Source organism: Cohnella sp. SGD-V74 (assembly GCF_003001675.1).
Taxonomy (GTDB): domain Bacteria; phylum Bacillota; class Bacilli; order Paenibacillales; family Paenibacillaceae; genus Cohnella.
Genome location: NZ_PVYW01000001.1, coordinates 226,009 through 251,179, shown reverse-complemented (window position 1 = coordinate 251,179; position 25,171 = coordinate 226,009). Strand labels below are relative to the sequence as shown.

Below are 25,171 nucleotides of genomic sequence, written 5' to 3'. Positions count from 1 at the left end.
AATAATTTGTGCAATATTTGGGGGATGGCAGGCCCGCTCTTCATTTTCTCAAATATGTTACAATACTCAACGAGATAGAGGATGAATCGGATTTAATAGAAAGCGGAGGGAAACGCATGACGTTACGGCTGATTACGGGGCGCTCCGGGAGCGGCAAGACCCGCCTGTGCCTGGACGAAATCAGGAGCAGGCTGAAGGAAGCTCCGCTTGGAGCGCCGCTCATATTGCTCGTGCCCGAGCAGGCGACCTTCCAGGCGGAATACGCGATGGCGACGACGCCGGGCTTAAATGGGTTTATGAGAGCGCAAGTGCTCAGCTTCCGCAGGCTGGCGTTCCGCGTCATGCAGGAGACGGGCGGCTCGGCGGTCGTGCCGATTCACGATAACGGCAAAGCGATGCTTCTACATAAAGTGCTCGAGGCAAGAAGAGAGAGTTTGAGATTGTTCCGCGGCGGCAAAGGGGAGTCCGGGCTGATCGCCGGCATCAACGAGCTGCTGACGGAGATGAAGCGGTACGGCATCGACGGCGCAAAGCTGGCGGACCACGCCGAAGCCGCGGCGCGCGGCGCGAGCGGAGCGAAGGAAGGCGAGATGCTCGCGGACAAGCTGCACGACTTGTCTCTGATCTACGGCGACATGGAGCGGGAGCTGTCCGGGCATTGGCTGGACGGAGAGGACATGCTGGGGTGGCTTGCCCGGGGGGCGGAGCATTCGGCGCTGCTGTCGGGCGCCGAAATTTGGATGGACGGATTTAATGGGTTTACGCCAGGCGAATTCGCGGTCATCGAAGCGCTGCTGGCCAAGGCGGAGCGGGTCAGCGTCGCGCTCTGCGTCGATCGCCCGTACGGGGCGGGAGAGAGGCCGGACGAGCTGGATCTGTTCCATCCGACGGCGGAAACTTCCGCTCAGCTGTGCGAGCTGGCTCAGGCTTCTGGCGTTGCCGTGGAAGCGCCGACCGTGCTGGAGCCGGAAGTAGCTCCGCGTTTCCGCGACAACCCGATGCTCGCTTTCCTGGAGCGGAACTGGGAGAATCGGAAGCGCTGGGGCGGAGAGTCGGATATTCTGCGGCCGGAGCACCCGAGCTGCGGGCTGTCGCTGCGCGAGGCGGCCAATCGACGGACGGAGGCGGAAGCCGTCGCCCGGGACATGCTGCGCAGAGTCCGGGAAGATGGCAGCCGCTGGCGGGATATGGCCGTCTTCGCGCGCAAGCTTGACGATTACGCCGACTTGCTGGAGGCGGTACTGAACGATTACGGCATTCCGCATTTCCTGGACGGCAAGGCGGGCGTCTCGCATCACCCGTTCGTTGAATTCGTGCGCTCGGCGCTCGAGTGCGTGACCGGGGGTTGGAAGGCGGAAGCGGTGTTCCGCTGCGCAAAGACGGATCTGCTGGACACGCCGGAGCGAAGAGTGACGAGAGACGAGGTCGACCGGCTGGAAAATTACGCGCTGGCCGCGGGAATCGACGGCTGGCGCTGGCATGCTGAACAAGCGTGGTTTCCGCTTTACGGCGGAGATATCGAGGACGAATCGGAGCCCGGTTCCGCGGCTGAGCGGGAGATGGGGGCGCTGCGGGAAGTGCGCGACGCCCTGCTGAAGCCGCTGCTGGCGCTCGAAGGGCGGCTGAAGGCGTCGGGCTCGGTCAGGGAGCTGTGCGAAGCCGTCTATCTGTTTCTGGAAGAGACGGGAGCGGCGGATCGCCTCGAGAGCTGGACGAAGCAGGACGAGCTTGCGGGACGTCCGGACCGGATGGCGGTTCATCGTCCGCTGTGGGACGGCGTCGTCTACTTGCTCGATCAGTTGGTCGAGCTGATGGGCGAGCAGCCGCCGGATCTGGAACTGTTCGCGGGCATGGTCGACTCCGGACTGGAGGAGTTGAAGCTGGGCGCCGTGCCGCCGTCGCTCGACGGCGTGCTGATCGGCAGTCCCGAGCGGACGAGATCGGACCGCGTTCGGATCGTCTACTTGCTCGGCGCCAGCGACGGCGTCCTGCCGATGCGCATTCCCGAGAACGGTCTGCTTGCGGAAGAAGAGCGGGACAGGCTGGCGTCGGCGGGGCTTAAGCTTGCTCCGGGGGCCCGAAGGCGGCTGCTTGACGAGGAGTTTCTGGCTTATTTGACGTTGACGACGCCGTCGCGCCACCTGTGGATCAGCTACCCGATCGCGAACGAGGAAGGGCAGACGCTGCTGCCGTCGCAATGGATCGGCAAGCTGCGCAAGCGGTTCCCGGGCATCCCGGTGCAGACTGTCGCGGCCGAGCCGCAAGGAACGCAGCCGGAGGACGAACAGCTCGCATACGCCGCCCAACCGGGAAGGGCGATGACCCATCTGCTCAACCGGCTGCGCAGCTGGCGTCAGGGCGAGGCGATGGCGCCGGGCTGGTGGGCGGTCTACGACTGGCTGCTCGGACGCGAAGAGTGGAAGCCGAGGCTGCGTTCGCTGATCGGTTCCTTGAGCTATACGAATGAAGAGAAGCCGCTGTCGCCGGAGACGAGCCGTCTGCTGTATGGGGACCGGCTGCTGGCCAGCGTGTCGAGGATGGAGCGGTTCATCGCCTGCCCGTTCCAGCATTTCGCCGTGCATGGACTGCGTTTGCAGGAGCGGCGTCTGTACCGGGTCGAATCGCCCGATATCGGGCAGCTGTTTCATGCGGCGCTGCGGCAGACAACCGAGAAGCTGTTCGCCGAAGGCCCGGCCGGAATGGACGCGTCCAGATGGCAGCTCGAGGCTGCCGCCGCGGTGGACAAGCTGCTGCCCCGCGTGCAATCGCAAATTTTGCTGTCCTCTCATCGTCATCAAGTGATGGCGCGCAAGCTGCGGGATATCGTGACGAAGGCGTCCGCGATGCTGGGCGAGCATGCGGCGTTGTCAGCGTTCAAGCCGGTGGGGCTGGAGCTGAGCTTCGGACCGGACGGCCTGCTGCCCGCGCTGTCGCTCCCGTTGGATTCATCGCGCTGGATGGACATCGTCGGCAAGATCGACCGCGTGGACGCGGCCGAATCGTCGGCGGGCCTCTTGCTGCGCATTCTGGATTACAAGTCCAGCGCGACGAAGCTGAAGCTGGACGAGGTGGCGCACGGACTGTCGCTGCAGATGCTTACCTATCTCGACGTCGTCGTGACGCATGCCCCGCATTGGCTGGGCCGTCCGGCGAAGCCGGCGGGCGTGCTTTATTTTCACGTGCAAAATCCGCTGCTCAATACGGCGAACGGGCTGTCTCCGGAGGAGGCTAGGAACGCCTTGTTCAAGCAGTACCGGATGCAGGGGTTGCTGTTGGCGAACGGGGAGTCGGTCAAGCTGATGGACGAAACGTTGGCCGATGCGGGCAAATCGGCCGTCGTTCCGGTCGAGTTCAAGAAGGACGGCACGTTCTCGGCGCGCTCTCAAGTGGCAAGCGAGAGCGAATGGGAAGTGCTGCGGGGCTCGGTCCGCTCGCAAATTCGCCGGATCGGCAAGCGGATCGCGGACGGAGACGTGGCGATCGCGCCTTATCGGATGGACAAGCGCAGCCCATGCGCGTTCTGCGACTATCGCCCCGTATGCCATTTCGACAGCCAGGTCGAGGGCAACGGGTATCAGACTTTAAGCAAGGCGGCCGACCGCGAGCAACTGTGGAGACGGCTGGCGCTTGAGGCAAGGAGGGACGAACCGCTGTGAAGCAATGGCAACAATGGCCGGAGAAACCGGCGGAAAGCCGTTGGACGGACGAGCAGTGGGCGGCGATCGCGGCGGAAGGCTCGAATCTGCTCGTGGCCGCCGCCGCAGGCTCCGGCAAAACCGCGGTGCTCGTCGAAAGGATCATATCGCGCATCGCCGACGAGAGCCGCCCGCTGGACGTGGACGCGATGCTCGTCGCGACGTTCACGAAAGCGGCGGCTGCGGAAATGAAGGAGCGGATTCGCCATGCGCTCGAGGACGCGCTGGAGCGGAATCCGGACTCGAAGCATCTGCGACGGCAGATCGCGCTGCTGCCGCGGGCTTCGGTGACGACGCTGCATTCGTTCTGCCTGGAAGTGGTGGAGCGCTACGCGCCTCTCATCGAGCTCGATCCGGGCTTCCGGATGGCCAACGACACCGAGGCGGGACTGCTGCGGATGGATACGCTCGACGAGTTGTTCGAGGAGCGGTACGCGGCCGAGGGCGGGGACGGCGAAATGGCCGCCCTTGCCGACCGGTTCGGCGGCGAGCGCAGCGACGAGCCGCTTCACCGGCTCGTGCTCGAGCTGCACGAATTCGCGGGAAGCCACCCGTGGCCGGAGCATTGGCTGCGCGAGACGGCTGCGCGGTTCCGAGCGGCGGACGCAGAGGAGCTGCTCGGCTCGCTCTGGGTCAAGAGCTTGCGCGACGATGCGGCGCTGCTGCTTCAGGGCGCGCTGCAGCTGCTGCGCGTCGCGCTTCGGGTCGCCCATGAGCAGGGAGGGCCGGAGCCGTACATCGAGACGCTCTTCGCCGACATCGACGGCCTGGAGCAAGCGTCGGCGGCGTTCGCGTCAGGCTCGTGGGAAGCGTGGCAGGCCGCCGTAGCCGGCATCCGGTTCGGCAGGCTGAAGGCGTGCAAAGGCGACGAGTACGACCCGGCGCTGATCGAGCGGGTCAAATCGCTGCGGGATTCGGCGAAGAAAGCGGCCGGCAAGCTGGCCGAGGAGTGGCTCGTCCGCACGCCGGAGCAATACGCCGAGGAGCTGCGCGAGCTGGCTCCGGAGATGGAGAGCCTGGCCGAGCTGGCGATCCGGTTCGGAGAGCGCTACGAGCAGGCGAAGCGGGCGAAAGGGCTGCTGGACTTCGGGGATCTGGAGCATTACGCGCTGCGCATTTTGCGCGACGCTTCCTCGACCCCGGACAACAGCGCTCCTTCGCTTGCGGCGCTCGGCTTTCGCGACCGGTTCGCGGAAATCTACCTCGACGAATACCAGGATACGAACGAGGTTCAGGAAGCGATCGTGTCGTTGATCGCCAGGCGAGATCCCGGCAACGTGTTTATGGTGGGAGACGTCAAGCAGAGCATCTATCGGTTCCGTCTGGCGGAGCCGGGGCTGTTTCTGGAGAAGTACAAAACTTACGCGCCTTACGGACCGGAGATGACGGATGCCGGAAGCCTGGAGGGCGAGTCGGGGCTGCGCATCGACCTGGCGCGCAACTTCCGCAGCCGCAGGGAAATTCTCGCGGCGGCCAACCACGTCTTCCGGCTCATCATGCGCGAGCCGGTCGGGGAGATGGATTACGACGAGCAGGCGGAGCTGAAATACAGCGACGGCTACCCCGAAGTCGAACCGGGGGGGCCGAATCCGTACGCCGTCGAGATGATTTTGCTGGACAGAGCCGCATCGAGGACGAGCGAAGACGGGGAGGACGCCCCGCAGCAGCCGGCAGGGCCGGATGCCGGGAGCGCGCCGGAAGACGAGGCGGGCGCCGAAGAAGGCGGCTCCGAGGAGACGGAGGACCTGGAAGCGGCGCAGCTCGAAGCGAGGTGCATCGCGGACGAGATCCGCAAGCTGATGGGAACGGGCGGCGAGGAAGATCAGCGGCCGCCGTTCGCGGTATACGACGCCAAAGCGAAGCTGCACCGGCCGGTGCAGTATCGGGACATCGTTATTTTGCTGCGGGCGGTGTCCGCGCTGGCTCCGACGATCATCGAGGAGCTGAAGGCGGCCGGCATTCCGGCGTACGCGGATCTGGCGACCGGATATTTCGCGGCGACGGAAGTGGACACCGTGCTGTCGCTGCTGTCCGTCATCGACAATCCGCGCCAGGACATTCCGCTCGCGGGCGTGCTGCGCTCGCCGATCGGCGGCCTATCGGCCGAGGACTTGGCGCGCATCCGACTCGCGCGCAGGCGGAGTCCGTTCTGGGAGGCGGCGACAGAGGCCGCTCGCGGCGGCGAGGAAGCCGCGGCGCTGCTGGGACCGGACGTTCGCCGCGCCTTGGCGGATTTTCTGCGCAAGCTGGAGGAGTGGCGCGATTTCGCCAGAAGGGAGCCGCTCGGCGATCTGCTGTGGATGCTGTACCGGGAGACCGGCTACTACGACTTCGTCGGCGGCTTGCCCGGGGGCGGGCAGCGTCAGGCGAACCTTCGGGCGCTCGTGGACCGCGCGGTCCAGTACGAGCGTTCCTCCCGGTTCCGCGGGCTGTTCCGCTTCCTGCGGTTTCTCGGCCGGATGCGCGATACCGGCGCGGATCTGGGGGCGGCAAGAGCGCTCGGCGAGAGCGAGAACGTCGTCCGGATCGTCTCGATCCACCGGAGCAAAGGGCTTGAATTTCCCGTCGTGTTCGCGGCGGGGCTCGGCCGTAATTTCAACCGCCGGGACTTGAACGGAGCGTTCCTGAAGCACAAGAAGCTCGGCTTCGGTCCGCGGGTGTACGAGCGCGACACCCGGGTCACCTATCCGACGCTTCCGCAGCTGGCCATCCGCAGGAAGCTTGCGGCCGAGATGTTGGCCGAAGAGATGCGCGTGCTGTACGTCACGCTGACCCGGCCGAAGGAGAAGCTGTATCTGATCGGGACGAGCAAGGACGCGTTCAAGATGCGGGAGCAATGGGCCGAAACGGCCGCGATGGCCGAGGACGGCCTGCCTCCGCACGCGGTCGCCGCAGCCGCCAAGTATTTGGACTGGCTCGGTCCGGCTGCGATGCTGGCGGACGGGCATGCCGATCCTTCGAACAGATGGATCTTCCGCGTCGAGCCGTCTTCGGCTTATACGCTGCGCACGTCCGAAGCGAAGGAGGCTGCTCCGGACGAGGATCGGCTGTGGAACGCCGTCGTCAGCGGAGAGCCGGTCGGAGCGGGAGCCTTCCGTCTGGCCGAGCGGATCGATCGAGCGCTGTCTTGGCGCTATCCGCACGAGACTGCATCTCAAGTGGCGGCGAAAACGTCGATTACGGCGCTGAAGCTTCGCCGCGACGGAGCCGCGCTGCCGGCCTTTCCGCCCGTTCCGGCGGCAGAGACGGAGGGCGTGCCCGACGAATGGCGCGAGCGGCTGGCGGAAGAAGAGGAGCCGCAGCCGTCCGCGGCCGCGTTCCGGCTTCGCCGTCCGCGGTTCATGTCCGCCAAGCAGCTGACTCCGGCCGAACGGGGAACGGCGTACCATCTCGTCATGCAGCATCTGCCGCTCGGCGGGGACGCGTCCCTCGGACGAATCGAAGAGATGCTTGGCCGGCTTGTTGAAAGGCGGATTTTGTCGGCCGAGCAGAGAGCGGGCATCGAGGCGGCTTCCGTGGCGGCGTTCTGCGGCTCTTCTCTGTACGAAAGAATGCGCGGTTCGGCCAGGGTGTGGCGCGAGGTTCCGTTCACGTACGGGCTGGACGCCGCCGCTCTCCACCCCGGGGCGCTGAAACCGGAAGCGGGGGAAACCGTAATCATACAGGGGGTTATCGACTGCTTGTTCGAAGAGGAAGACGGACTCGTGCTCGTCGACTATAAGACGGACGCGCTGAAAGGGCGGAATGCCGACGAAGCGGCGGAGAAGCACCGGTTCCAAGTGGAGCGGTACGCCGAAGCGGCGAGCGGAATCGCGGGCATGCCGGTCAAGGAAACGTACGTCTACTTCTTCGACGGAGGCCATGTCGTTCGTGTAACCTGAACCGTCGAAACAAAAAAGTTGCAGGAGGATGAGCCATGTCGGCCAACGCCGAAAACAAAAGCAAAAAGCAAATCTCGTATACGATAGGCGGGATGCTGATCGCGATCGTCGTTCTGATGACGCTGGTCATACTGGGGTATTCGAAATACATGCTGGAGGAGCAGTCGCTCAAAACCGACCGCGGACAGCGCCTCGCCGAGCGGTACGTGCACGCGCAGCTGTTCGCGGAACGTCTTCGCGACGGCTCCGAAGGATTCCTCGTCGCGAAGACGGAAGCGGAGAGAATACGCGCCGCCAAGCAGCTCGCCGAGGCCAGATTGTCGGGCTCGGAAGCGCTCGCCCTATTTATCGAGGCCGAGAGCGCAGCGTCGGGGCAATCCCGCGAGGAGGCGTCCAAGCCGATTCTCGAGGCGGCGAACGCCGTCATCGGGGCGGAAAGCCCGCTGGCGACGATCGGCGAGAGCGGCGCTCCGCTGACGGACGCGGAAATCGCTTTTCTGACGGACGTCCGGGACGGCGCGGCAGACATCGAAGAAGCGCTGAAAGGGTTCCGCGCCCCTTCGGGCGAAGCCGGGTTCCGCCAGATGACGACGCTGGGCGAGTGGAAGCCGCACGCTCTCCAAGCGTCCGTCAAGCTTCGCGAGCTCGCTTCGGCCTTGAGCGGCCGGAGTTGACGTCCGAGCCCATTTTGCGCGTTTCCATGTAGCCATTCGCCCATGTTCGCATATGATGTTGGGGAAACAGGCGCCCAAGGAGAGAATGCTCATGGAAAAAGCAAAGCCGACGCCGCAACCGGCTCCGCAGCCTGCGCCGAAACCCGCGCAGGAGCATGCGCCCAAAGGGCATCACGGAAGCCATCCGATGCCTATGCCGAAGCCGGTCGCCAAGAACGTGACGAAAAAGACGTGCGAATCCCATATGCACCGTTATGTCGAAGTTCAGGCCGCGGACGGGTTCTGTTACGACGGCATCGTGGAGCACGTAGACGACGAGTGGCTGTGTCTGGCCGTTCCGGGCTCGGTGGAGCCGATGCGCGGATTTTTCCCGCCGCCGTTCTATCCGCCGTTCGGAGGAGGGTTCTACCCTTACCGTCCGCGCAGGTTCAACAGGCTGATTTTGCCGCTGGCCGGTTTGGCGGCGATCTCCCTGTTGCCGTACTACTGGTAAACGGCAAGCCCGAGCGGCAGGGGCCTGCGGCGACAGCCGCAGGTCCTTGTCCATTGGACGGGGAGGGGGCCGATGCGGTATGATGGATGCATATGCCAAATCGTTAAGGGGTGCGTCCAGTGTCGGATTGTTTATTTTGCAAAATCGTCGAAGGAACGATTCCTTCCCGCAAAGTGTACGAAGACGATCTCGTCTACGCTTTTCACGACATTCAGCCGCAGGCTCCGGTTCATCTGCTCGTCATTCCCAAGAAGCACATCGCGACGATGAACGACTGCGAGCCGGAAGATCAAGCGTTGCTCGGACATTTGCTGCTGTCCGCCAAGACGATCGCCCAAGAAGCGGGCCTTGGGGAGTCCGGCTACCGTCTGATCAACAACTGCGGACGCGATTCCGGGCAGGTGGTGTTCCATATCCACTGGCACATTCTCGGCGGCGAGACGCTGGGTCCGCTGAACGCGCAGGGGCAAGGTTAAAGTCGATAATCCGGAGTTTTGAGCGAAGGAAAAACTTAGCGCCGAACGTTTCGTATTTATTGCTCGGCCCAAGTTGACACTGCCTTTCCTCATCACATATAATATAGTTTGATAACCGTGTTGGGTCTGTTGCGGAGGGAGGGAAAACAGGTGGCCGAAACAAAAGTACGAAAAAATGAAACAATCGACGCTGCACTCCGCCGCTTCAAGCGTTCCATTGCCAAAGATGGCGTTCTCGCGGAAGTGAAGAAACGTAAACATTACGAAAAGCCAAGCGTGAAACGGAAGCTGAAATCCGAAGCTGCGCGTAAACGGAAGTACTAGGAGGAATCCGCACTCATGAATCTTGCGGAGCGATTGAATGATGACATGAAGCAAGCGATGAAGGCTGGGGAGAAATTTCGTCTCCAGACGATTCGCATGGTTCGGGCATCGATCAAAAATCATGAAATCGAGCTGCGCCGGCCGCTTGACGATAACGAGACGCTTAATATATTGAGCCGTGAACTCAAGCAACGACGCGATTCCCTGCTGGACTTCGAGAAGGGCGGCCGGGAAGATCTCGTAAGCAATGTCAGGGCAGAAATTGAGATCATCTCCGAATATCTACCGCGACAGCTTACAGAAGAAGAAATCAAAGCAATCGTTGTACAGACCATGCAAGAAACCGGTGCTTCTTCTAAAGCCGACCTCGGGAAATTGATGGGCGCGCTTATGCCCAAGGTGAAAGGCGTTGCAGACGGCAAGCTCGTCAACGCAATCGTCCAGCAATCTCTGCAATAATCCGGACATGACAGACAGGCACTCCCGCAATGGGGGTGCTTTTTGCTTTTAGTGCGTGTTCAAAAAGTCCGGTTTTCAGCACCGAGGCTGGTCGTTCGCCTTACGGCGAACTGCTCGCCCATGCATCCTGGAAGGTTGGATGAAGACCGGTTATGAGGAAGCGATCGCTTAGCGTAGTCAAATCTACGTGAGTACCGGAAGAACCGGCTGAATTCAAGATTCGATGTCGAATCCGCATCCCGAGATACTTCGTGATCAAAAGCGGACTTTTTGAACAACCTCTTTTGGCAGGAATGAAACGTATCGGTTGTCGAATCGTAATATAGAGTATGTGGGATGATTCAGATAAGGAGGATGGAAAAGTATGGGCGTTACGACATTACGGAAGGCTCGAATGCCGTGGAGAGCGCGGATCGGGCTTGCCGCGCTGGCGCTGCTGGGCGTCTTCCAACTGCTGGGGATCGCGTCGGGCGTTGCCCGGGCGGCAGAGACGCCTTCGGCAGGCTCCGTGTACGTCATTCCCGTCCAGCAGACGGTGCAGAGCGGACTGGCCTCGTTCCTCGAGCGGGCGCTTAACGAAGCCGAAGAAGCGAAAGCGTCCCTCGTCATTCTCGACGTCGACACGCCCGGCGGCCGACTGGATACGGCCGAAGATATCGGCAAGCGCATTCGCGAAGCGTCCGTTCCGACGGTCGCCTTCGTTACGGGCAAGGCGGCATCCGCCGGCGCTTATCTGTCCCTGAACGCCGGAGGCATCGCGATGGCTCCGGGCTCGACGATCGGCGCGGCCATGATCGTGGACGGAGCGGGCAACGCGGTCGAAAATCCGAAGCTCGTCTCGTTCTGGAGCGAGCAGATGCGTTCGGCGGCCGAGATGAACGGGCGCAATCCGAACATCGCCATCGGCATGGTCGATCCGAATCGGGTCGTCGAGATGGAGGAGATCGGGGAGAAGAGCAGTCAAGGACAGATTATTTCGCTTAGCGCGGAAAATGCGTTTAAGGTCGGGTACGCCGACAAGCTGGCGAGCACGGTCGAAGAAGTGGTCGCTTGGAAAGGGTTGTCGGATCGAACGATCGTTGAAGTCAAGCCGTCGCTTGCGGAGCGCGTGTCGGAGTTCCTCACCTCTCCCGGCATCAGCTTGCTGCTGCTCGTTATCGGGATTGCGGGCATCGCCATCGAATTGCTCGTGCCCGGCTTCGGGGCTCCCGGCATTACCGGGCTGATCGCCTTCGGGCTGTATTTCTTCGGGCAATCGATCGCCGGCTTCGCCGGAATGGAATCGCTGGTCGTATTCCTGCTCGGCATCGGCCTGCTCGTACTCGAGATTTTCGTTCCAAGCTTCGGAATTTTGGGCATACTCGGTACTATATCCGTTATCGTCGGCATTACGATGGGGGCTTACGATACGGGCAATGCGCTGCGGACGCTCGGCATCGCGGTCCTCGTGGCGGCGGTTGTCGTCGGCATCGTCGTGTACGTTTTCCGCAGGCGGGGCGTGTGGAACCGGTTCATTCTGAAGGATTCGCTGACTGCGGACAAAGGCTTCGTCCCTCAGGAGTCGCGCGAGCATTGGGTCGGGCAGACCGGTACGGCCGTATCGCTGCTGCGCCCCTCGGGAATCGCCGAAATCGGCGGCCAGAGGCTTGACGTCATTACATCCGGGGAATTCGTCGAGTCGGGCAGAGCGGTCCAGGTGACGGCGGTGGACGGAACCCGCATCGTCGTAAAGGAAATTCCGGGAAGCCCGGCGAATTTAAACAAAGACGTCTGACGCCAAAAGCGGGCTTTTTGTTAAGGTTCACAAATAAACTGTCGGAGGTATGTTATGAGCGGTGCGGATATTCAGATTTTTGTCATTATTGCCCTTGTTGTGATCGGAGTATCGGTCTTTATGAGCTTTTTCCCGTTTATGCTGTGGATTTCGGCGCTGGCCGCCGGAGTTCGAATCAGCATCATCACGCTCGTGGCCATGCGGCTGCGGCGCGTCGTACCGAGCCGGATTGTCAATCCGTTGATCAAAGCGTCGAAAGCCGGACTCGGCCTGCACATCAATCAGTTGGAAAGCCACTACCTTGCGGGGGGCAACGTTGACCGCGTCGTCAACGCGCTGATCGCGGCTCAACGCGCCAATATTCCGCTTGTGTTCGAACGGGCCGCAGCGATCGACCTGGCCGGACGTGACGTGCTGCAAGCGGTACAGATGAGCGTTAACCCGAAAGTCATTGAAACCCCTGTCGTATCCGCCGTAGCGAAAAATGGGATCGAAGTCAAAGTTCGCGCCAGAGTTACGGTGCGAGCGAATATCGATCGCCTCGTCGGCGGCGCCGGGGAAGAGACTGTGCTTGCCCGTGTTGCCGAAGGGATCGTCAGTACGAACGGTGCGTCGGAATCTCATAAGGACGTGCTAGAGCACCCCGATCTGATCTCGAAGACGGTTCTGAGCAAAGGCTTGGATGCGGGAACGGCATTTGAAATTTTGTCCATCGACATCTCCGATGTGGACGTCGGCAAAAATATCGGCGCTCATCTGCAGACCGAGCAGGCCGAAGCCGACAAGCGCATCGCGCAGGCGAAGGCGGAGGAGCGCCGCGCAATGGCCGTCGCTCAAGAGCAGGAGATGAAGGCGCGCGTCGTCGAGATGCAGGCGAAGGTCGTCGAAGCGGAATCGGAAGTTCCTCTCGCGATGGCAGCCGCGCTGAAATCCGGCAATCTCGGCGTCATGGATTACATGAACCTCAAAAATATCGAAGCGGATACGCAGATGAGAGGCTCGATCGGCGGTCAGAGCGATTTGCTCGGCGGAGACGGACCAAAGAAGTCGTAATTCGTCCGCGCCAAGCAGGAAGGAGGGAGCGCCTTGGAGCAGCTCATTACGTTCCTGACCTCTAATTTTCAGTTTGTGATCATCATTATCGGGATTGCGTACTTTTTGTTCTTTCGCAAATCTCCGCTAGAGAAACGGTCCACGAATCGGATGCCGGACTTCGGGGGAGAGGCTCGCAGACGTCCCGAGCGGACTGTCCAGCCGCCGCCTCAGGCGGCAAGGCCCGAGCGGGAGCCGGAGCCGGCGAGAAGGGCGTATTTCGCGGATGAATCACCGAGTACGGCCTCGTCGGAGGAGCCGGAAGAATTCGTTAGCCCGGTTCTAAGCGCCGCCGTGTCCAAACGGACGAATTGGCGAGCCTCGGGCCGGGAAACCGGCGTCGGCTTGGACAGGGAGGATTTGGCGCGCGCCGTGCTCTGGTCGGAAATATTAGGCCGCCCGCGCGCCCGCAAGCCCCACAGACGCTGAGAGGCAGTTCAAAAAGTTCGATTTTGATCATCATTCATAAGCGAATCCGCCAAGGGTCGACTCGCAGTCAGGAAGCAACAGGCTTCCGGCTTGCGCGTCGGCCCTTTTCGGCGTGTCCGGAAACCGGCGCGGCCAGGACGGCCACATAAAGGGATGCGCCGGCGCATATGTTTATCGTATAGGAGGGAGGACCGCTCAATGATGCGTGTAAGCCGGAAGCTGCGCAAATGGACCGCGACCATTCTCGATCTGCCGCAGGATGTCGCGCTGGACTTGCCGCGCATCACGATGATCGGAGGCCTTCAATTGACCGTGGAAAACCATCGCGGCATCGTTCATTTCTCTCCGGACACCCTTAAGCTGGCGATGGACGGCGGGGAGATGGAGGTGACGGGCCGGGATTTGGTCATTCGCAACATCGGGGCGGAGGAAGTGTTCGTGGAAGGGGAAATCTTGGGCGTCCAATTGCATTCGAAAGGGAAGACGTCGGGCTGAGCGTCGGAGATGGCGCGCTTTGCCGCCTTGCGGCCGCCGGAGCGTCCGGAGCGTCCCCGCCATTGCGCGCGGGACGGCGTCCGGACGCTCGGGGCCGGGACGAGCCCTAAGCCGGGAGGGAGCAAGGATGAAGGGGAATTGGGTCGCATACGCGCGCGGTTACGTATGGGTCAAGCTGATCGGGGAAGGAAGCGAACGCTTCGTCAACGCCGCGACGAAAGAGAAAATCGATCTGTGGCATATTTCGTTTACGCCGGCGCGAGAGCTGACTTTCGGGGTTTCGATTCCCGATTTTTTCCGAATGCGTCCCCTGCTCAGGGAGAGCGGCTGCCGCACGCGGATTATTTCCAGGCACGGCCTGCCTTTCCGGCTGGCCAAGCTGGCGCGCCGCAAGACGTTCGCGGGAGGCATGGCCGCGTTCGTGCTTGCGCTGTTCGTGCTGTCCACGTTGATCTGGGACGTGAAGGTGGAGGGGAATTCGGCGATTCCGGAGGAGAAAATCCGCCAGGCGGCGAGAGCCGAAGGCATCTACGGCTATCAGTGGTCGTTCCGGCTCGGGGACGCGGCCACGCTGTCGCAGCGGCTGGCGCTCCGATTGCCCGAGGCGGCCTGGGTCGGCGTGGACAAGCGCGGTACGTCCATTACGATTACCGTCGTCGAATCGACGAAGCCGGAAGACAAGGCGCTGGAAGGCCCGCGGCATCTCGTCGCCAAGGCGGACGCGGTCGTGACCCGCATCGTGGCGGAGAACGGACGGCCGAAGGTCGAGCGCAACGACCGAGTGCGCAAAGGCGACATTCTGATCTCGGGTATTCTCGGCGACGAGAAAAACAGCAAGCACGTCGTCTCCAAAGGCAAGGTGATGGGCCTCGTCTGGCATGAATACCGGATCGAGTCGCCGCTCCAATCGAAAACGAGAAATTTGACCGGGGAAACCCGGGAACGAAACTATCTGATCATCGGCAACCGGGCTTTGCAAATTTCGGGTTACGGCGGCGAGCCGTTCGGGCAATCGCAAATTCGCGCGACAATCGAGAAGGTCCGGCTCTGGAATAAGGAACTGCCCTTCGGAACGATGAAGGAGCATGAGCTGGAAGTCGTGGAAATCGGCAAAAAAATGACTCCGGCCGAGGCGAAAGAGGTCGGATTGGCGCAGGCAAGAGCCGAATTGTTGGCGAAAGCGGGCAAAGACGCGACGATTAAAGCCGAAAACATTTTGCATGAACAAACCGAGAATGGTAAAGTGAAGTTAACCGTTCTTTTTGAAGTGGAACAATCTATCGAGGTCGAACGTCCAATCCCGTAGCGGATAGGTTTAGGGGGAATGAGTTTTTTTGACGGAACTGAAGCAATCGACGACGATCCCGCTCCAAAGCGCGGCGGAAGGGCTGGCTCTGTTCGGCCCGCAGGACAAGTATTTGCGCCTGATCGAGAAGGAAACCGTGTCGCTGATCCGATCCAGAGACGCTGAAATCTATATCGAAGGACCGGAAGAGGAAGTCCGTTCCCTGCAGCAGCTGTTCGAGACGCTGATCCAGCTTATCCAGGGCGGCTTGCAGCTCAGCGAACGCGACGTTCGCTACGCGCTGGAGCTGTCGCGCGAGATGAAGGCGGACGAACTGCTCTCCTTGTTCAAGGGAGAAATAACGCTTACTTTCCGGGGCAAGCCGATTATTCCGAAGACGCTGGGCCAACGCCACTACGTCACGACGATCCGCAAGAAAGACATCGTGTTCGGCATCGGCCCTGCCGGTACGGGCAAGACGTATCTCGCCGTCATGTGCGCCATCGCCGCCTTGAAGGAAGGCCGCGTCAAGCGCATTCTGCTGACCCGCCCGGCCGTCGAAGCCGGAGAGAATCTCGGGTTTCTGCCCGGGGATCTGCAAGAGAAGGTAGATCCGTATTTGCGTCCTCTGTACGACGCCCTTAACGACGCGCTCGGCGTCGAAGGGGTCGCCAAGGCGATGGAGCGCGGACAGATCGAAGTCGCTCCTCTGGCTTATATGAGAGGCCGGACGCTGGACGATTCGTTCGTCATCCTGGACGAGGCGCAGAATACGACGCCGGAGCAGATGAAGATGTTTCTGACGAGGCTCGGGTTCGGCTCGCGGATGGTCATTACCGGGGACGTGACCCAGATCGACCTGCCGAAAGGCAAGAAGTCCGGATTGATGGAAGCGGAGCGCATTCTCCGTGCCATCGAGGAGATCGGCATCGTGTATTTCACCGACCAGGACGTCGTCAGGCACGCGCTCGTGCAGAAGATCATACTGGCTTACAACGCGGACAACGAACAATAAAACCCTTAAGGGAGGGGAGTGCCGGATGAGTCGGAACAATAGCGGCCAACCAAGCAATCCGCTTACCTTGTCCGGGGCAGCGGCAGGATGGAAGAACAGCGCGGCGATGCGCTGGCTCCTGCTTCTGCTTTTTGTGTTTTTGTTTTATTTCAGCCTTGCTCCGCGGCTAGTGCCGGAGACGTACGATATTACACTGAACGGCAAGGCGGACCAAGACATTCGCGCGCCGCGCCAAGAGGTGGACGAGAAGGCCACGTTGCAGGCGCAAGAGGACGCGGCGAGCAAAGTACCCGATATGTATACGACCGTTCAGATGCGCAACGAAGTGCTCATCAACGAGCTGTTCGCGAGAATCGAAGAGCTGAACATGGACGATCAGATTACGGAAGCCGACCGCGTCGAGATTTTTCGCCGCGTCATTCCCGACCGCGTCGACCAGTACGTAGCCAGCTTCGTCATTTCCAGCCGGGGGTCCGAGGCCTATTCCGCCGAGCTGCTGGCGGAGATGCAGCGGGTCGTCGCCGCGCAGAAATATGCGATACCCGAAGAAACCTACTACAAGATCCCGCGCATGTCTTCGGAGCAGCTTCAGGAGATGCGTTCGGTGGCGCGAGACGTCGTGCGGAAGTTGACGACCGACCCGATCACGAACGCGGAGACGGCTCGCGCGAAGGTGGCGGAGCAGGTGAACGCGAGCTCCCTGTCGCTCAAGACGGAGCGGGAGATTGTGCAGGAGCTGGCGCGGTTGGCGATCATGCCGAACAAGTTCCTGGACAAGAAGGCGACCGAGACGGCCAGAATGGACGCCAAGCAGAACACGCCTCCGGTCGTCATCAAGCAAGGGGATATCGTCGTCAAGCAGGGACAAGTCATTACCGAAGCGCTGTACGAGAAGCTGGACGGAATGGGGCTGCTGCAGGAGCGCAAAAACTATTTGCCGCAGCTCGGCGTGTTGCTCTTCGCCGTCATTCTGACGCTCGCGCTGTACGGCTACGGCGAGCTGACGGCGGCCTCGTCGATTCTGAAGAAGACGAACGCGCATTGGGTGATGCTGCTGCTGATCTTCGCGCTGAACGTACTGTTCATGCATTTGGTCGCCCTGACGCACAGCTCGGATTGGCCGTTCGTCGGCTATCTGGCGCCGATTGCCATGGGCAGCATGCTCGTGACGCTGCTGCTCGACATGCATCTCGGCCTAGTCAGCTCGTTCCTGTTCACGCTGCTGGCCAGCGTCATTCTGAACGTCGAGCAGGAGCACATCTTCGACTTCCATTACGGCTTCGTCGCCGCCGTCGTGTCCTTCACGGCCGTGCTGGCGATTCATAGAGCGAGCCAGCGATCATCGATATTGAAGGCGGGCATCATGGTCAGCCTGTTCGGTTCGGTCGCGGTATTGGCGCTTATGCTTGTAGATCCCGAGCCGAGCCGCGCGGATTTGATCCAATCGGTCGTCTTCGTGCTCGCGAGCGGTCTGCTGACCGCTGTGCTCGTCATCGGATTGATGCCGTTCTTCGAAGTGACGTTCGGCATTCTGTCCGCGCTCAAGCTCGTGGAGCTGTCCAATCCGAACCATCCGCTGCTGCGCAAGCTGCTGACCGAGACGCCGGGAACGTATCATCACAGCCTGATGGTCGGCAATTTGTCGGAGGCGGCCGCAGAGGCGGTCGGAGCGAACGGGCTGCTGTGCCGCGTCGGCTCGTTCTATCACGACGTCGGCAAGACGAAGCGGCCGCTCTATTTTATCGAAAACCAGAACGCGTCCGGCAATCCGCACGACAAGCTCGACCCGAAAGTGAGCGCCTCGATCATTATCGCCCATGCCAAGGATGGAGCGGACATGCTGAAGGCCCATAAGCTGCCCAAGCCGATTCGCGACATCGCCGAGCAGCATCACGGTTCGACTTTCCTCAAATATTTCTATTATAAAGCGGTAAAACAGGCGCAGGAGCAAGGGACGGACATCGATTTCACCGAGGACGACTACCGCTATCCGGGGCCGAAAGCGCAGTCGAAGGAAGCGGCCATCGTCGGCATCGCCGACTGCGTGGAAGCGGCGGTCCGGTCGCTTAACCATCCCAAGGTGGAGCAGATCGAGGCGATGATCGCCAAGATCATCAAGGACAGGCTGGACGACCATCAATTCAACGAATGCGACTTGACGATGAAGGAACTCGACAAGATCGCCCAGACGCTGAAGGAAGCGGTCATCGGCATGTTCCACTCCCGGATCGAATATCCGGACGACAAACAATTAAAGCAGGCGAAGGAAGCTACGGACGACGCCAGAGAAGCGAAGGAGAATTCGGAATGACATTAAGCCTGGAATGGATCGACGAGCGGGAAGGCGGCGCCGGAGAACGGGAAGAGAAATGGATCGACTTGCTGGAGCAGCTGCTGGTCGTTGCCGGCCGCAAGGAGGATGTCGAGCGGGGCATCGTCACCTTGACGTTGACGGACGACGAAGGCATACGGGAGCTGAACCGCCAATACCGCGGATTGGACAAGCCGACGGACGTGCTCAGCTTCTCGCTGCTCGAAGGCGAGCAAGCGGACATCCGCTACGAGGACGAATACGAGTCTTCCGATTCCGAAGAAGGCGATGACAGCTGGACGGACGAGGACAAAGCCGGCGATCCGTTCTCCGACCTGCTCGGGGACATCGTGATCTCCGTTCCGCGGGCCGAAGCGCAAGCCGCCGAGTACGGGCACAGCTTCGAGCGCGAGCTCGGATTTCTGTTCGTGCACGGATTCCTGCATCTGCTCGGCTACGACCATGGAGACGAAAACGAGGAGAAAGAAATGTTCGCCAAGCAGGAAGAGGTATTGCGGGAGGCGGGCCTCGTCCGATGAGCGGCTGGCGTTCGCGCGAAGTCCGGGCTTTCCGCAGTGCGTGGGAAGGCCTGACGGGGGCATTGCGACACGAACGTCATATGCGTTTCCATGCGGCAGCGGCCGTCGCCGTCGTCTTGCTGGCGCTCTGGCTGGACGTCTCCCGTCAAGATTGGCTGTGGCTGCTGCTGGCGATTGCCGGCGTCTGCTCGGCCGAGCTGGTCAATACCGCCGTCGAACGGACGGTGGATCGGATCTCGACGGACGTTCATCCGCTGGCGAAGACGGCTAAGGATTCTGCCGCGGGGGCGGTGCTCGTCATGGCGATATTCGCGGTCGTAGTAGGATTGATCGTGCTGGGACCCCCGCTCTGGCGGGCTTTATTTCAATAAAACGCGGACGGACGATCGGAGGAAAAGAAAGATGGGGCTGCAACATTTGGGCGTAACGTTGGAGCGGCTCGTGGAAGAAGCGGCTAAAGCGCGCGCGAACGCCTACGTTCCGTATTCGCGATTCGCGGTCGGCGCCGTCGCGCTCGACGCGGACGGCAATCTGCACCATGGCTGCAACGTGGAGAACGCGGCCTACGGGCCGACGAACTGCGCGGAGAGGACGGCTTTGTTCCGCGCGATCGCCGACGGGCGTCGGGCGGGAGAGTTCCGGGCCGTCGCCGTCATCGGCGATACAGACCAGCCGATCTCCCCTTGCGGCGTCTGCCGGCAAGTGCTGGCGGAGCTGTGCGAGCCGGACATGCCGGTCGTGCTGGCGAACTTGCGGGGAGAGACGCGCGTGACGACGGTATCCGAGCTGCTGCCCGGAGCGTTCTCGCCGCGGGACTTGAACAACCGAGAAGCACCTGAAGGAGATTAAGAGATGCAGAAGAAAGGCTTCAAATCGGGTTTCGTCGCAATCGTAGGACGTCCGAATGTGGGCAAGTCGACGCTGATGAACCAGGCGATCGGCCAGAAAATCGCGATCATGTCGGACAAACCGCAGACGACGCGCAACAAAATCCACGGCGTCTATACGACGGACGATGTTCAGATCGTTTTCCTCGATACGCCGGGCATTCATAAGCCGAACTCCAAGCTGGGCAACTATATGGTCAAAGCGGCGGAGGGCGCGCTGAACGAAGTCGAAGCGATTCTGTTCCTGACCGACGTGACCGAGCCGATCGGCGGCGGTGACCGCTACATTATGGAACAGCTCAAGAAGGTCAAGGATACGCCGGTATTTCTTGTGCTGAACAAAATCGACAAAATTCATCCGGAAGAGATTTTGCCGGTCATCGCCAAGTTCCGCAAGCAGATGGATTTCGCGGAGATCGTGCCGGTATCGGCTCTGAACGGCAACAACGTCAACGCGCTTCTGGAGCAACTCTCCAAGTATTTGAAGGAAGGCCCGATGTATTATCCGGCCGATCAGATTACGGATCATCCGGAGCAATTCGTCTGCGCCGAGCTCATTCGCGAGAAGCTGCTGCAGATGACGCGGGAAGAAGTGCCCCATTCGATCGCGGTCGAGATCGAGAGCATGAGCGTGGCGGACAACGGTCTCGTGAACATCGGAGCGGTCATCTACGTCGAGAGGGATTCCCAGAAAGGAATCATCATCGGCAAAAACGGCGGCCTGCTGAAAGAGGTGGGCAAGCTGGCCCGTCTCGATATGGAACGGCTGCTCGGATCGAAAATTTTTCTCGAGCTGTGGGTCAAGGTCAACAAAGACTGGCGCAACCGCGAGTCGATCTTGAAGACGCTCGGTTACAGGGAAGATTAAGGGCGGCAGCTCCTTTCGCGCCGGGTGCATAAATGTGTCAGGCATATGGCCGGGACTCCGGAGACATCCTAATCCTCGAAGGTGCAGTTCATTATTCGCCCGGAGAGGATGAGGCGCTGTGCGGGATTTCACGTGGCACGTGTTTACGCAAACCGGCGATATCGAAGCTTACTTGCTTTATAAAGAAATGCACAATCTCGGAGCTTCCGAGCCCGGCGCGGGCGCCGGGTTCGACGAAGGCGAGGTCGACGTCGCGGACGAGGAATGAGAGCCGATGCTATATCGGGCCGAAGGGATTGTCATTCGAAGCACCGATTACGGGGAAGGGAATAAAATCGTTACCCTGCTTACGCCGACGTTCGGCAAGCAGGGCATTGTCGTGCGCGGAGCGAAGAAGCTGAAGAGCCGCTACGGGGCGCTGGCGCAGCTGTTTACATACGGAGACTATTCGTATTACCGGAACGGGACGCTCGGCACGCTGAACAGCGGGGAGATCATCGAGTCGTTCCAGGAGCTGAGGCAGGGCTTGGAAGGGCCGGCCTACGCCGCGTACGCGGCGGAGCTGACCGATCGCGCGATCAACGACGACGAAGCGGCCGCTCACCTGTTCCATCAGCTCAAAGCGTGCCAGACGGCGCTGGCGGAAGGGAAGGACCCTCAGATCGTCGCGAGAGCTTACGAGATGAAGGTGTTCGCCGCGGCGGGTTACGCGCCGATGCTCGACGAATGCGTGAGCTGCGGCAGAACGGACGGGCCGTTCTACTTCAGCGCCGCCGGGGGCGGAGCGCTGTGCCGGTCGTGCAAGTCGAGAGATCCGGGCGCCATGGAGCTTCAGGACGGGGTATGGAAGCTGCTCCGCGTATTCCTGGCGCTGGATATGCGCAGATTGGGCGCCATCGCGGTCAAAGACAGCTCGAAGCGGCAGCTCCAGCTTGCGCTGCGCAGATGGATGGATACTCATTTGAACGTAAATTTGAAGTCGCGGGGTTTTCTCGACCAGTTGGAGAAGTACGGCGAGCTGCTCGGCCAGGCTCCTGCGGCGAAGAGGACGGAAGCAGCCGCTCCTGCGTCTGCGCCGGACATAGATTCCGGAGACGAGGCGGCTCCCGGAGAAGGCGCAGGTTGACCGCAGTTTGACAGGTCGCTCCGCGGTAGTTTAGAATGTTGTCATAGTTTATATTCTCTGCGAAGGAGAGAGTAGCCGAACACTGCGGACACATGCAGCGAGCCGGGGACGGTGCAAGCCCGGAGACGCGGATCGGCGAAAGGCACTCTGGAGAGATCGGATTGCAAGAGGAGGGTTATCCGCGCGGCGCGCTTGACGGGCATCGGCCCAAGCGTCGTCCGGAAACCAAGTAGGGTGGAACCGCGGGAATGTTAGCTCCCGTCCCTATGTCTGCCGTGGCGGACGTGGGACCGGAGTTTTTTTGCGCGTTTCGCGCAGGCTCCCGTCGTCCGGCTCGTTCTTGAACAGATTGGCCAAAAGGAGCGAACAAGGATGAATTTTCAGCAAATGACGTTAACGCTGCAGCAATTCTGGGGCGAACAAAACTGTATCGTCGTGCAGCCTTATGACACGGAGAAGGGCGCGGGAACGATGAACCCGATGACTTTCCTGCGTTCGATCGGACCCGAGCCGTGGAACGTCGCATACGTCGAGCCGTCCAGAAGGCCCGCCGACGGCCGTTACGGCGAGAACCCGAACCGGCTGTATCAGCACCATCAGTTCCAGGTGATCATGAAGCCGTCTCCGGACAACATCCAGGAGCTGTACCTGGAAAGCTTGAAGCGGCTCGGCATCGACCCGCTGCACCACGACATTCGGTTCGTCGAGGACAACTGGGAAGCTCCGACGCTCGGCGCGTGGGGACTCGGTTGGGAAGTGTGGCTGGACGGAATGGAAGTGACCCAGTTTACGTACTTCCAGCAGGTGGGCGGCATCGATTGCCACCCGGTGGCCGTCGAGATTACGTATGGAATGGAGCGGCTCGCTTCGTACATCCAGAACAAGGAGAACGTATTCGATCTGGAATGGGTGGACGGCGTGACGTACGGGGACGTATTCAAGCAGCCCGAGTACGAGCATTCGAAATACACGTTCGAGGTGTCCGACGCCGCGATGCTGTTCCAGCTGTTCTCGACCTACGAAGCTGAAGCGAAGCGCGCGATGGAAGAGAATCTCGTGTTCCCGGCCTACGATTACGTGCTGAAATGCTCGCACGCCTTTAACTTGCTGGACGCCCGCGGGGCGATCAGCGTCACGGAACGGACCGGCTACATTACGAGAGTCCGGAATTTGGCCCGTCAAGTCGCGGCCACGTACTTGCAGGAACGGGAACGTCTCGAATTCCCGCTGCTGAAGAAAGGAGCGGCGAACCATGGCTAAGGACCTGCTGCTGGAGATCGGAATGGAAGAAGTGCCCGCCCGCTTCGTGCGCGCGGCGATGGAGCAATTGCAGGAGAAGACGGTCAAATGGCTGGAAGACAGCCGTCTTGCCTACGGCGAAGTAAAAGCTTACGCGACGCCTCGCCGCTTGGCGGTGCTCGTCTCCGGCCTGGCGGACAAGCAAGAGGACGTATCCGAAGACGTGAAGGGTCCTTCCCGCAAAATCGCCTACGACGAGAGCGGCGCGTGGAGCAAGCCTGCGCTCGGCTTCGCGAGAAGCCAGGGCGTAGAGCCGGACTCCCTGTTCCTGCGCGAGATCGGCGGAGTAGAGTACGTGTTCGCGACCAAGAGCAGCCTCGGAGTGGAGACTGCTTCCTTGCTTCCCGAAGCGCTCCCGGCGCTCGTCACCTCGCTTACGTTCCCTAAAAATATGAGATGGGGCAGCCACGAGCTGCGCTACGTCCGTCCGATCCGCTGGCTCGTTGCGCTGCACGGAGACCAGGTCGTGCCGTTCGAAATCGCCGGCGTCGCTTCGGGCAACGAGACGCACGGACACCGTTTCCTCGGACATGAAGCCGTTATCGCGGAGCCGTCCTCCTATGTTGAGATTCTGCGCGCGGAGCACGTCATTGTGGACGTGGAGGAACGCCGTCGGGCGATTCTGACGGGAATCGAAAGCTTGGCGGCGGAAAGAGGCTGGACGATCGGAATCAAGGAGGACCTGCTCGAAGAGGTGCTGTTCCTCGTCGAGACGCCTTCCGCGCTGTCCGGCTCGTTCGATCCTTCCTTCCTTGACATTCCGCAGGAAGTGCTCATTACGTCGATGCGCGAGCATCAGCGCTACTTCCCGGTATTCGACGGCGAGGGACGCTTGCTTCCGCATTTCGTAACGGTGCGCAACGGCGACCGGACTTCGATCGACGTCGTGGCCAAGGGCAATGAGAAGGTGCTTAGGGCGCGGTTGTCCGACGCCAAGTTTTTCTACGAAGAAGACAAGAAGCTGGTCATCGCGGACGCGCTGGCCAAGCTTGAAAATATCGTGTACCACGAAGAGCTCGGCACGGTCGCGGACAAGGTTCGCCGCGTGCGCGTCGTCGCCGACAAGATCGCCGCGCATCTGCGGCTCGAGCCGTCGGCGGCCGAGGATATCGCACGCACAGCCGACATCTGCAAATTCGACCTCGTCTCCCAGATGGTGTACGAATTTCCGGAGCTGCAAGGCATCATGGGCGAAGATTACGCGCGTCTTGCGGGAGAGCGGGAGACCGTCGCCCGCGCGATCAACGAGCACTATTCGCCGCGCAACGCGGGCGACAAGCCGGCCGCTTCGATCGTCGGGGCGATCGTCGGCATCGCCGACAAGCTGGATACGATCGCCGGCTGCTTCTCCATCGGCATCATTCCGACCGGCTCTCAAGACCCGTACGCGCTGCGCCGTCAAGCGGCAGGCATCGTGAACACGCTGCTTGCACATGAGCTCGAGATTACGCTGGACGAATTGTTCCGGATCGCGCTCGACGTTCACGCGCAGAGAGGGCTGAAGCGCGAAGCTTACGACGTGGCCAAGGACATGCGGGAGTTTTTCGTACTCCGCGTGAAGAACGTTCTGTCCGAGCAAGCGATCCGCTACGACGTCGTCGATGCGGTGCTCGGAGCGGGAGCGGGCGACGTGCGCCGCACCGTGCTGCGCGCCAGCGCGCTGCAGGCGGCGACCGCCGACGAAGCGAAGGCGATCTTCCGCCCTGCGGTCGAGGCGTTCAACCGCGTCTGCAACCTGGCGGCCAAAGCCGACTCCAAGCAAGTGGACGCCAACCTGTTCGCGGACGACGCGGAGAGCAAGCTGTACGAAGCTTGGCAGCAGGCGCATGGGCAATTCGTGAAGGCGACGGCCGAAGCCGATTTGGGCGGAGCGCTGTCGGCGCTGTCCTCGCTGAGCGCACCGGTGACGGCCTTCTTCGAAGCGGTCATGGTCATGGCCGAGGACGAGGCGCTGCGCCGCAACCGGCTGGCGATTCTGGCGCTTGTCGCCGACGACGTGAAGCAGTTCGCCGATTTCTCCAAGCTGGCGGGATAAAATTAAAAGTTGAA

General features: G+C 61.2%; 22 protein-coding genes. All 22 read left to right on the top strand.

Annotated elements, in window-relative coordinates; genetic code table 11:
• Positions 1 to 116 precede the first annotated feature (116 nt).
• A complete protein-coding gene (gene addB / locus B0G52_RS01180) occupies positions 117 to 3,656 on the top strand; it encodes a helicase-exonuclease AddAB subunit AddB (protein ID WP_094041677.1) in 3,540 nt (1,179 codons plus the stop codon).
• Complete coding sequence (locus B0G52_RS01175) at positions 3,653 to 7,576, top strand: UvrD-helicase domain-containing protein (RefSeq protein ID WP_094041676.1); 3,924 nt, start codon at positions 3,653 to 3,655, stop codon at positions 7,574 to 7,576. Before addB ends, B0G52_RS01175 begins: the two co-directional genes overlap by 4 nt.
• Positions 7,577 to 7,611: 35 nt before the next feature.
• Positions 7,612 to 8,250, top strand: a complete 639-nt coding sequence (locus tag B0G52_RS01170) for a hypothetical protein (protein ID WP_094041675.1) — start codon at positions 7,612 to 7,614, stop codon at positions 8,248 to 8,250.
• 91 nt (positions 8,251 to 8,341) lie between these two features.
• On the top strand, positions 8,342 to 8,743 hold the full coding sequence (locus B0G52_RS01165) for a hypothetical protein (protein ID WP_369826961.1): 402 nt from the start codon (positions 8,342 to 8,344) through the stop codon (positions 8,741 to 8,743).
• Positions 8,744 to 8,862: 119 nt separating this feature from the next.
• Entirely contained in the window at positions 8,863 to 9,219 is a 357-nt protein-coding gene (locus B0G52_RS01160; RefSeq protein WP_094041674.1) for a histidine triad nucleotide-binding protein, read from the top strand.
• Between the two features lie 150 nt (positions 9,220 to 9,369).
• Positions 9,370 to 9,543: a 30S ribosomal protein S21 gene (rpsU, locus tag B0G52_RS01155; protein ID WP_094041673.1), complete on the top strand. Its 174-nt coding sequence runs from the start codon at positions 9,370 to 9,372 to the stop codon at positions 9,541 to 9,543.
• A 15-nt stretch (positions 9,544 to 9,558) separates the two neighbouring features.
• The gene (locus B0G52_RS01150) at positions 9,559 to 10,002 is read left to right on the top strand and encodes a GatB/YqeY domain-containing protein (protein ID WP_094041672.1); all 444 of its coding nucleotides are present in this window, start codon (positions 9,559 to 9,561) and stop codon (positions 10,000 to 10,002) included.
• 364 nt (positions 10,003 to 10,366) lie between these two features.
• Positions 10,367 to 11,776: an NfeD family protein gene (locus B0G52_RS01145; RefSeq protein ID WP_094041671.1), complete on the top strand. Its 1,410-nt coding sequence runs from the start codon at positions 10,367 to 10,369 to the stop codon at positions 11,774 to 11,776.
• 54 nt (positions 11,777 to 11,830) lie between these two features.
• Complete coding sequence (floA, locus tag B0G52_RS01140) at positions 11,831 to 12,829, top strand: flotillin-like protein FloA (RefSeq protein ID WP_094041670.1); 999 nt, start codon at positions 11,831 to 11,833, stop codon at positions 12,827 to 12,829.
• 33 nt (positions 12,830 to 12,862) lie between these two features.
• The gene (locus B0G52_RS01135) at positions 12,863 to 13,297 is read left to right on the top strand and encodes a hypothetical protein (protein WP_094041669.1); all 435 of its coding nucleotides are present in this window, start codon (positions 12,863 to 12,865) and stop codon (positions 13,295 to 13,297) included.
• Positions 13,298 to 13,495: 198 nt separating this feature from the next.
• Positions 13,496 to 13,792, top strand: coding sequence for a sporulation protein YqfC (gene yqfC / locus B0G52_RS01130; RefSeq protein WP_094041668.1), 297 nt, complete (start codon positions 13,496 to 13,498; stop codon positions 13,790 to 13,792).
• 127 nt (positions 13,793 to 13,919) lie between these two features.
• On the top strand, positions 13,920 to 15,098 hold the full coding sequence (gene yqfD / locus B0G52_RS01125; RefSeq protein WP_094041667.1) for a sporulation protein YqfD: 1,179 nt from the start codon (positions 13,920 to 13,922) through the stop codon (positions 15,096 to 15,098).
• A gap of 37 nt (positions 15,099 to 15,135) precedes the next feature.
• Positions 15,136 to 16,092, top strand: coding sequence for a PhoH family protein (locus tag B0G52_RS01120; protein ID WP_369827001.1), 957 nt, complete (start codon positions 15,136 to 15,138; stop codon positions 16,090 to 16,092).
• A gap of 25 nt (positions 16,093 to 16,117) precedes the next feature.
• A complete protein-coding gene (locus tag B0G52_RS01115) occupies positions 16,118 to 18,403 on the top strand; it encodes an HD family phosphohydrolase (RefSeq protein WP_094041665.1) in 2,286 nt (761 codons plus the stop codon).
• Positions 18,400 to 18,942, top strand: coding sequence for an rRNA maturation RNase YbeY (gene ybeY, locus B0G52_RS01110; RefSeq protein WP_094041664.1), 543 nt, complete (start codon positions 18,400 to 18,402; stop codon positions 18,940 to 18,942). The genes B0G52_RS01115 and ybeY overlap by 4 nt, the downstream gene beginning before the upstream one ends.
• Complete coding sequence (locus tag B0G52_RS01105; protein ID WP_094041663.1) at positions 18,939 to 19,313, top strand: diacylglycerol kinase family protein; 375 nt, start codon at positions 18,939 to 18,941, stop codon at positions 19,311 to 19,313. Before ybeY ends, B0G52_RS01105 begins: the two co-directional genes overlap by 4 nt.
• Positions 19,314 to 19,344: 31 nt before the next feature.
• Positions 19,345 to 19,791, top strand: coding sequence for a cytidine deaminase (locus B0G52_RS01100; protein ID WP_094041662.1), 447 nt, complete (start codon positions 19,345 to 19,347; stop codon positions 19,789 to 19,791).
• A 3-nt stretch (positions 19,792 to 19,794) separates the two neighbouring features.
• Positions 19,795 to 20,697, top strand: coding sequence for a GTPase Era (era, locus tag B0G52_RS01095; protein WP_094041661.1), 903 nt, complete (start codon positions 19,795 to 19,797; stop codon positions 20,695 to 20,697).
• Between the two features lie 118 nt (positions 20,698 to 20,815).
• On the top strand, positions 20,816 to 20,965 hold the full coding sequence (locus tag B0G52_RS01090; protein WP_094041660.1) for a YqzL family protein: 150 nt from the start codon (positions 20,816 to 20,818) through the stop codon (positions 20,963 to 20,965).
• Positions 20,966 to 20,971: 6 nt separating this feature from the next.
• Entirely contained in the window at positions 20,972 to 21,823 is an 852-nt protein-coding gene (gene recO / locus B0G52_RS01085; RefSeq protein ID WP_094041659.1) for a DNA repair protein RecO, read from the top strand.
• A 372-nt stretch (positions 21,824 to 22,195) separates the two neighbouring features.
• Positions 22,196 to 23,083, top strand: a complete 888-nt coding sequence (glyQ, locus tag B0G52_RS01080; protein WP_094041658.1) for a glycine--tRNA ligase subunit alpha — start codon at positions 22,196 to 22,198, stop codon at positions 23,081 to 23,083.
• A complete protein-coding gene (gene glyS, locus B0G52_RS01075; RefSeq protein WP_094041657.1) occupies positions 23,076 to 25,157 on the top strand; it encodes a glycine--tRNA ligase subunit beta in 2,082 nt (693 codons plus the stop codon). The genes glyQ and glyS overlap by 8 nt, the downstream gene beginning before the upstream one ends.
• Positions 25,158 to 25,171 lie beyond the last annotated feature (14 nt).